The organism is Enterobacter sp. 50793107 (genome assembly GCF_001463365.1).
GTDB classification, from domain to species: domain Bacteria; phylum Pseudomonadota; class Gammaproteobacteria; order Enterobacterales; family Enterobacteriaceae; genus Enterobacter; species Enterobacter cloacae.
This window is the reverse complement of sequence record NZ_LNII01000087.1, coordinates 1-8,132: the sequence shown is the minus strand read 5'-3', so window position 1 is coordinate 8,132 and position 8,132 is coordinate 1. Positions and strand designations below refer to the sequence as shown.

Below are 8,132 nucleotides of genomic sequence, written 5' to 3'. Positions count from 1 at the left end.
AATCGCGGGATCTGCCACTTCTTCACGTTGTTGAGGATTTTACCCAGAAACCGGTATGCAGCTTTGCTGTTACGACGGGAGGAGAGATAAAAATCGACAGTGCGGCCCCGGCTGTCGACGGCCCGGTACAGATACGCCCAGCGGCCATTGACCTTCACGTAGGTTTCATCCATGTGCCACGGGCAAAGATCGGAAGGGTTACGCCAGTACCAGCGCAGCCGTTTTTCCATTTCAGGCGCATAACGCTGAACCCAGCGGTAAATCGTGGAGTGATCGACATTCACTCCGCGTTCAGCCAGCATCTCCTGCAGCTCACGGTAACTGATGCCGTATTTGCAGTACCAGCGTACGGCCCACAGAATGATGTCACGCTGAAAATGCCGGCCTTTGAATGGGTTCATGTGCAGCTCCATCAGCAAAAGGGGATGATAAGTTTATCACCACCGACTATTTGCAACAGTGCCCTACAGAAAACCTTATTCTATGGGCTTGCAGCGCCATCGCACTGCTTGCCGTTGTATTCTTCCGGCGTTCAGTACGGCACAGGCGACACAAAAGGAAGCAGCAAAGTGCGCGGCGGGTGCTGGAGCGCATAAAGACGTTGCCGGGCTTCCCACAAAAAATTAACTACCTGAGGAAAATTGATCCTTTTGTGTTTGAAGAACTGTTGCTGGAAGGATTTGAAGCGCATGGCTTCAGAACCATCAGAAACAAACGCTATACCGGCGATGGAGGCATTGACGGCCAGGTAATAATAGGAAAATATCGCTATCTTATTCAGGCTAAACGCTATCGCGGCCATATTGCTTTACAGCACGTACAGGAGTTCGAGAAGTTGCTTAAACGTCATAACTGTCGCGGTCTGTTTTGCCATACCGGGAAAACCGGCGCAGGTTCAAAATCTGTCAGTATTGCCAGTGAACGGATGGAGATTATCAGCGGCCAGCGCCTGATAGATTTGCTCACGCCCGGCAGCTCCTTCACTATCGCAACCGCCCCGCAGACGATGATGAAGCGTACCGCAGCAACACTAGAAACGAGCACCATTGTTAAAGATGCCGGTAAAGAAAATCGATACCATGAGAGTTAATTAAATGAAGTCAGTAACTATAGAAGCAAAAACATTTGCTGAAATGTTAGGAATAACAGAAGGTGAGTTAATCTTTGCCATTAAGAAAACTGGCACATTCAAAAACAAGACCATCCCACAACCTCATGAGCCACATAAATCAAATAATAGATTTTTATATTCAGACGTAATGAGGTTTATAGAATCACTAAAAGACAAAGAGAACCGGTAATGACTCCAACTTACTGATAGTGTTTTATGTTCAGATAATGCCCGATGACCTTGTCATGCAGCTCCACCGATTTTGAGAACGACAGTGACTTCCGTCCCAGCCTTGCCAGATGTTGTCTCAGATTCAGGTTATGTCGCTCAATGCGCTGAGTGTAACGCTTGCTGATAACGTGCAGCTTTCCCTTCAGGCGGGGTTCATACAGCGGCCAGCCATCCGTCATCCATACCACGACCTCAAAGGCCGACAGCAGGCCCAGAAGACGCTCCAGCGTGGCCAACGTGCGTTACCTAACAATAAACCTGTTTAAATATCCAGATAAAAACATTCAATCTGGGTCAAATGAGTGATACAGTTTCACCCATAAGACCCAATGGAGGCAATATGTCTGAATTTGAATTACTGGCGCAGGATCTGCTTGAGAAAGCAGAAGCGGAAGAACAACTGCGACAGGAAAATGATAAAAAGCTGCTCGGGCAGGTGCTGGAAATCTATGACCAGAAGTACGTGGCTGAACTGCTTAGAAAAGTTGGTAAAAATGAGTGGAGTCGCGAGACTCTTAATCGCTGGATTAATGGTAAGTGCTCACCTAAGACGCTGACGTTAGCCGAAGAGGAACTTCTACGAAAAATGCTTCCGGAAGCGCCTGCACATCACCCTGACTATGCCTTCCGGTTTATTGACCTGTTTGCTGGGATTGGAGGTATACGGAAGGGCTTCGAAACCATCGGTGGCCAGTGCGTTTTTACCAGTGAATGGAATAAAGAGGCTGTGCGCACATATAAAGCTAACTGGTTTAACGATGCTCAGGAACACACTTTCAATCTCGATATTCGTGAAGTCACGCTCAGTGATAAACCTGAAGTACCTGAAAACGATGCCTATGCTTACATTAATGAGCATGTGCCGGATCATGATGTACTTCTAGCAGGTTTCCCCTGTCAACCGTTTAGCCTTGCGGGCGTAAGCAAGAAAAACTCGCTCGGGCGCGCGCATGGTTTCGAATGTGAGGCTCAGGGAACGCTTTTCTTCGATGTGGCGCGTATTATCCGCGCAAAAAAACCTGCCATCTTTGTTCTTGAAAACGTTAAAAACCTGAAGAGCCATGACAAGGGTAAAACCTTTAAAGTCATCATGGATACCCTCGACGAACTGGGCTATGAAGTTGCGGATGCAGCTGAGATGGGCAAAAACGATCCTAAAGTTATCGACGGAAAGCACTTTTTACCTCAGCACCGAGAACGTATCGTTTTGGTCGGTTTCCGCCGTGATCTGAACATTCACCAGGGCTTTACCCTGCGCGATATTAGTCGTTTTTATCCGGAACAGCGTCCGTCATTTGGCGAACTGCTGGAACCCGTGGTTGACAGCAAATATATACTGACGCCGAAACTCTGGGAGTATCTCTATAACTACGCCAAAAAGCACGCAGCTAAGGGTAACGGATTCGGTTTTGGCCTCGTTAATCCTGAAAATAAAGAAAGCATTGCCCGTACGCTTTCTGCTCGCTATCACAAAGACGGGTCTGAAATTCTGATAGACCGTGGCTGGGATATGGCCACAGGTGAAACAGACTTCGCGAACGAAGAAAATCAGGCGCATCGGCCCCGCAGGCTGACTCCGCGAGAGTGCGCGCGCCTTATGGGTTTTGAAAAAGTAGATGGCAGGCCTTTTCGCATTCCTGTGTCAGACACTCAGTCGTACAGGCAGTTCGGTAACTCCGTAGTGGTGCCCGTGTTTGAAGCCGTAGCCAAACTGCTTGAACCTTATATCCTGAAAGCGGTTAATGCCGATTCGTGCAAGGTTGAACGAATCTGATCGCTCCTCCCGGTATTTATGCCGGGAGATAATCTATGGAATATCTGCGTAAAGCCCTGTCAGCTCAGCAATAAACGCACCTAGCGTCATTAGCTCAGCTCTCACCGCCTCCGGGTATTTTTTGTGCAGAGATGATGGCACGACCAATCTGACACCCGACTCCCGCATCTCCCGATATTGAGCCAGAGAAACTCCCTCCTGGAGTGTAAACAGATGCACCTGATGAATTTTATCGGCCTCATTCAGTATCTGACGCCAGCGATCCTTACAGGTAGTCTTGACTGCCAGCATGCGCAGATTTTCTACGGGAAACTCAGTATCGTGGTAAGCCCCTGCGGAAGGGAAAAGGAAATCGGGTTTTTTATTACCTTCTGTGATGGCCTGCGTCGCAAAGTGTCGCAGGCCGTGCTCAATGAATAGATGCTCCAGGTGCAGTTCCAGCGACTTCCCGGCTCTGGATTTACGGCGATTGCTGACAGAATTGGCCAGCGCAATAAATTCATCCACAGAGCCAAATCCTTTCCGGATGATATCCAGAACATGCAGTTCCTCAACCAATAGAAATATGTCGTACTCCACGCGCCGGCGGTCAAGAAGTTGCTCATCCGGATCAAGGGAATTTTTCACATAATGGCTGGCTGCATACTGAATAATTTCACTTCCCGACGGAAAGCGCAGGTGCCAGTCTTCAGGTAGAATATATTTATGATTTACTGGCGCTTGCTGTAGAGATAGTCCGCCTAGAATCTGTCCTGCGGGGCCGGATATAAGCGCTCCGGGTATAACTTCACCAATAGCGGTCTCAATGACGTCCTCTTCATCAGTGCTGGCGCATACCCAAATATTTACTTCCTTACAGTCCCCCCCTTGCTCATCAAGCTTGAAAGCCAGGAGCGTCAGAGCCCCTGTATTTTCAGGATCCTGAAGTGGGCTGCCTCTACCCCAGCGGGTAATCCTTTTTTCATTCCGGGTTTTACCAAAATGACGGCTGTTATAATAAATTGCCCTGGCTTCGCTGTCAGGGCAATCATGCGATGACACATGTGCGGTGAGAAAAACCGAAGGGTTCAGTTCACGGGTATGGTTGATAGACGGAAAGAGTTTTTCAACGATACCTGAAGGGATATAAAGCCCTACCTGGTGACCACCTGTTGCGCCGGTATCGTTGGCGGAAAGGCGTTTGATGTAGACGAAGTAATTCTCACATGCGATCTCAAGTAGCCAGTTGTGGAAAACCGACATAAGCATCCCCTGTTACCCTGAAACTCTACTCACCATTTTTTCATGATTATATACAAACAGTGTCATTTTCAGAAGACGACTGCACCAGTTGATTGGGCGTAATGGCTGTTGTGCAGCCAGCTCCTGACAGTTCAATATCAGAAGTGATCTGCACCAATCTCGACTATGCTCAATACTCGTGTGCACCAAAGCGAGGTGAGCATGGCGACGGAGGCTCTGTTGCAAAGATTGGCGGCAGTCAGAGGTAGGCTGTCGCTCTGCGCCGATCAGGCGGCTGCTGCGAAATGGTGGTTGAGCATGCCCATGGCCTCCGTCAGCGCCGAGGGCCCAATGCCAAAAGCTCTCTCCACAAGGCGCACCTCGCCCCTGATGCCGGGCTGCAGGCACCAGGGGCGAGCCTGTCCTTTGCGCAGGGCTCGCATGACTTCGAATCCCTTGATCGTGGCATAGGCCGTGGGGATCGATTTGAAACCGCGCACCGGCTTGATCAGTATCTTGAGCTTTCCGTGATCGGCCTCGATCACGTTATTGAGATACTTCACCTGCCGGTGGGCCGTCTCCCGGTCCAGCTTTCCTTCGCGCTTCAATTCGGTGATCGCTGCACCATAGCTCGGCGCTTTGTCGGTATTGAGCGTGGCAGGCTTTTCCCAGTGCTTCAGGCCTCGCAGGGCCTTGCCCAGGAACCGCTTCGCTGCCTTGGCGCTGCGGGTCGGCGACAGGTAGAAATCGATCGTGTCGCCCCGCTTGTCGACTGCCCGGTACAGGTAGGTCCACTTGCCCCGCACCTTGACGTAGGTTTCATCCAGGCGCCAGCTCGGATCAAAGCCACGCCGCCAGAACCAGCGCAGCCGCTTCTCCATCTCCGGGGCGTAGCACTGGACCCAGCGATAGATCGTCGTATGGTCGACCGAAATGCCGCGTTCCGCCAGCATTTCCTCAAGGTCGCGATAGCTGATCGGATAGCGACAATACCAGCGCACCGCCCACAGGATCACATCACCCTGGAAATGGCGCCACTTGAAATCCGTCATCGTTCCGTCCGTCCAATCTCCGCCAAGCATGCTCAAGCTTCACGATTTTTGCAACAGAGCCCACACGAGTATTGAGCATAGTCGAGATTGGTGCAGATCACTTCTGATATTGAACTGTCAGGAGCTGGCTGCACAACAGCCATTACGCCCAATCAACTGGTGCAGTCGTCTTCTGAAAATGACAATCGTGCCACCGGCTCCAGGTCTTATCGAACAGCTCAGACACATGGTCCAAATGCTGGTCGATCCGTTCGGCCAGTTTTTCGATGGCCTCTTGCTTGAGCTTGTCACTTTCCCTGAACTCGATGTTCAAGGCCCTGGCCACCTGGTTGAGGTTCCGGCCGATAGCTCCAAGCTGCCGGCACGATTCCCGTACGGTGTTCACTTCTTCATCAGTGAGGACCGGCATCCGGTTCAACGACCGCAGTCATTTCTGTACCTAAACAGTCCTGCGAATATGTGAGTTTTGACCTAATGAGCCACAAAAACTCATTTTCGCCCACGATAATTTTTCTACTTCCTTTCTTTGGAATGCTCATTTCAATATTCACATAACGTCGCTATCAATCGCGGAAAAGGCGTAGTGCGCGAAGCGAACGAAGCTTTTTGCCGTCGATTGCATAGCTTTGTTAACCCTTTTTCCAAATTTGATAGCAATAGTTAATGTTTGAAGTAAAGTGTTGCTCAAAAACAACTTCGAAGGTATTTGGAATACTCGGGAAGAAAACATCCCCCTCTGGCTCGATGTCGATCGTCGATAAGTGGAGCGTAGAGGCCATGGGTAATGTTTCTCGGTAAATTTCTCCGCCACCAGACACTATAACGTGACCGGTGAATTCAGCTAGCCTGTCCATGGCCTCTTCGATTGACTGAAATACAACTACATTGTCATCATTTGATGTCCAACCTGAGCGGGTAACGACCGCGTATTTCCTATTGGGGAGTGCGCCCATAGATTCAAACGTCTTGCGACCCACCAGAAGCCACTGATTGTAGGTCAATGCTTTAAAAAGTAGCTGCTCCCCTTTCGCGGACCAGGGTATGTCTGGACCGCAACCAATCACGCCGTTTTTCGCTTTCGCAGCCATCAATGATACTTTCAAGGTTCTCATCCTGGGTTAACTTTGTTTTAGGGCGACTGCCCTGCTGCGTAACATCGTTGCTGCTCCATAACATCAAACATCGACCCACGGCGTAACGCGCTTGCTGCTTGGATGCCCGAGGCATAGACTGTACAAAAAAACAGTCATAACAAGCCATGAAAACCGCCACTGCGCCGTTACCACCGCTGCGTTCGGTCAAGGTTCTGGACCAGTTGCGTGAGCGCATACGCTACTTGCATTACAGTTTACGAACCGAACAGGCTTATGTCCACTGGGTTCGTGCCTTCATCCGTTTCCACGGTGTGCGTCACCCGGCAACCTTGGGCAGCAGCGAAGTCGAGGCATTTCTGTCCTGGCTGGCGAACGAGCGCAAGGTTTCGGTCTCCACGCATCGTCAGGCATTGGCGGCCTTGCTGTTCTTCTACGGCAAGGTGCTGTGCACGGATCTGCCCTGGCTTCAGGAGATCGGAAGACCTCGGCCGTCGCGGCGCTTGCCGGTGGTGCTGACCCCGGATGAAGTGGTTCGCATCCTCGGTTTTCTGGAAGGCGAGCATCGTTTGTTCGCCCAGCTTCTGTATGGAACGGGCATGCGGATCAGTGAGGGTTTGCAACTGCGGGTCAAGGATCTGGATTTCGATCACGGCACGATCATCGTGCGGGAGGGCAAGGGCTCCAAGGATCGGGCCTTGATGTTACCCGAGAGCTTGGCACCCAGCCTGCGCGAGCAGCTGTCGCGTGCACGGGCATGGTGGCTGAAGGACCAGGCCGAGGGCCGCAGCGGCGTTGCGCTTCCCGACGCCCTTGAGCGGAAGTATCCGCGCGCCGGGCATTCCTGGCCGTGGTTCTGGGTTTTTGCGCAGCACACGCATTCGACCGATCCACGGAGCGGTGTCGTGCGTCGCCATCACATGTATGACCAGACCTTTCAGCGCGCCTTCAAACGTGCCGTAGAACAAGCAGGCATCACGAAGCCCGCCACACCGCACACCCTCCGCCACTCGTTCGCGACGGCCTTGCTCCGCAGCGGTTACGACATTCGAACCGTGCAGGATCTGCTCGGCCATTCCGACGTCTCTACGACGATGATTTACACGCATGTGCTGAAAGTTGGCGGTGCCGGAGTGCGCTCACCGCTTGATGCGCTGCCGCCCCTCACTAGTGAGAGGTAGGGCAGCGGGCACTGTTGCAAATAGTCGGTGGTGATAAACTTATCATCCCCTTTTGCTGATGGAGCTGCACATGAACCCATTCAAAGGCCGGCATTTTCAGCGTGACATCATTCTGTGGGCCGTACGCTGGTACTGCAAATACGGCATCAGTTACCGTGAGCTGCAGGAGATGCTGGCTGAACGCGGAGTGAATGTCGATCACTCCACGATTTACCGCTGGGTTCAGCGTTATGCGCCTGAAATGGAAAAACGGCTGCGCTGGTACTGGCGTAACCCTTCCGATCTTTGCCCGTGGCACATGGATGAAACCTACGTGAAGGTCAATGGCCGCTGGGCGTATCTGTACCGGGCCGTCGACAGCCGGGGCCGCACTGTCGATTTTTATCTCTCCTCCCGTCGTAACAGCAAAGCTGCATACCGGTTTCTGGGTAAAATCCTCAACAACGTGAAGAAGTGGCAGATCCCGCGATT

Annotated in this window: 8 protein-coding genes and 3 pseudogenes; 5 read left to right on the top strand and 6 right to left on the bottom strand. The window is 51.6% G+C overall.

The genetic code is table 11. The features are described 5' to 3' along the window. Positions 1-401 (bottom strand): annotated as a pseudogene (locus APU11_RS13310) (IS6-like element IS26 family transposase); the annotation flags it as partial. On the opposite strand from APU11_RS13310, the gene APU11_RS13305 reads away from it, so the two are divergent. Further along, entirely contained in the window at positions 392-1,090 is a 699-nt protein-coding gene (locus APU11_RS13305) for a restriction endonuclease (RefSeq protein WP_224787914.1), read from the top strand. The pseudogene APU11_RS13310 and the gene APU11_RS13305 sit on opposite strands and share 10 nt — an antisense overlap. A gap of 4 nt (positions 1,091-1,094) precedes the next feature. After that, a complete protein-coding gene (locus APU11_RS13300) occupies positions 1,095-1,301 on the top strand; it encodes a hypothetical protein (protein WP_001749967.1) in 207 nt (68 codons plus the stop codon). 10 nt (positions 1,302-1,311) lie between these two features. Here APU11_RS13300 and APU11_RS13295 read toward each other — a convergent pair. After that, positions 1,312-1,584 (bottom strand): annotated as a pseudogene (locus APU11_RS13295) (IS1 family transposase); the annotation flags it as partial. Between the two features lie 98 nt (positions 1,585-1,682). Between APU11_RS13295 and APU11_RS13290 the strand changes: the two are divergent. Continuing rightward, positions 1,683-3,116 (top strand): DNA cytosine methyltransferase, encoded by a 1,434-nt coding sequence (locus tag APU11_RS13290; protein WP_001288432.1) that lies wholly within the window; start codon positions 1,683-1,685, stop codon positions 3,114-3,116. 33 nt (positions 3,117-3,149) lie between these two features. Here APU11_RS13290 and APU11_RS13285 read toward each other — a convergent pair whose 3' ends face one another. From APU11_RS13285 to dfrA14, 4 genes are all read right to left on the bottom strand, one after another. Beyond that, positions 3,150-4,364 carry a type II site-specific deoxyribonuclease gene (locus APU11_RS13285; protein ID WP_004098817.1) on the bottom strand — a complete coding sequence of 405 codons (1,215 nt, stop codon included), beginning with the start codon at positions 4,362-4,364 and terminating at the stop codon, positions 3,150-3,152. Between the two features lie 260 nt (positions 4,365-4,624). Beyond that, positions 4,625-5,389 carry an IS6-like element IS6100 family transposase gene (locus APU11_RS13280; RefSeq protein WP_001389365.1) on the bottom strand — a complete coding sequence of 255 codons (765 nt, stop codon included), beginning with the start codon at positions 5,387-5,389 and terminating at the stop codon, positions 4,625-4,627. Between the two features lie 142 nt (positions 5,390-5,531). Beyond that, positions 5,532-5,798, bottom strand: a complete 267-nt coding sequence (mobC, locus tag APU11_RS29170; protein ID WP_001144737.1) for a plasmid mobilization relaxosome protein MobC — start codon at positions 5,796-5,798, stop codon at positions 5,532-5,534. Between the two features lie 220 nt (positions 5,799-6,018). After that, complete coding sequence (gene dfrA14 / locus APU11_RS13270) at positions 6,019-6,492, bottom strand: trimethoprim-resistant dihydrofolate reductase DfrA14 (RefSeq protein ID WP_004201280.1); 474 nt, start codon at positions 6,490-6,492, stop codon at positions 6,019-6,021. Positions 6,493-6,647: 155 nt separating this feature from the next. Here dfrA14 and intI1 point away from each other — a divergent pair, with 155 nt between their 5' ends. Further along, a complete protein-coding gene (gene intI1 / locus APU11_RS13265) occupies positions 6,648-7,661 on the top strand; it encodes a class 1 integron integrase IntI1 (RefSeq protein WP_000845048.1) in 1,014 nt (337 codons plus the stop codon). A gap of 70 nt (positions 7,662-7,731) precedes the next feature. Continuing rightward, positions 7,732-8,132: pseudogene (locus APU11_RS13260) on the top strand (IS6-like element IS26 family transposase); the annotation flags it as partial.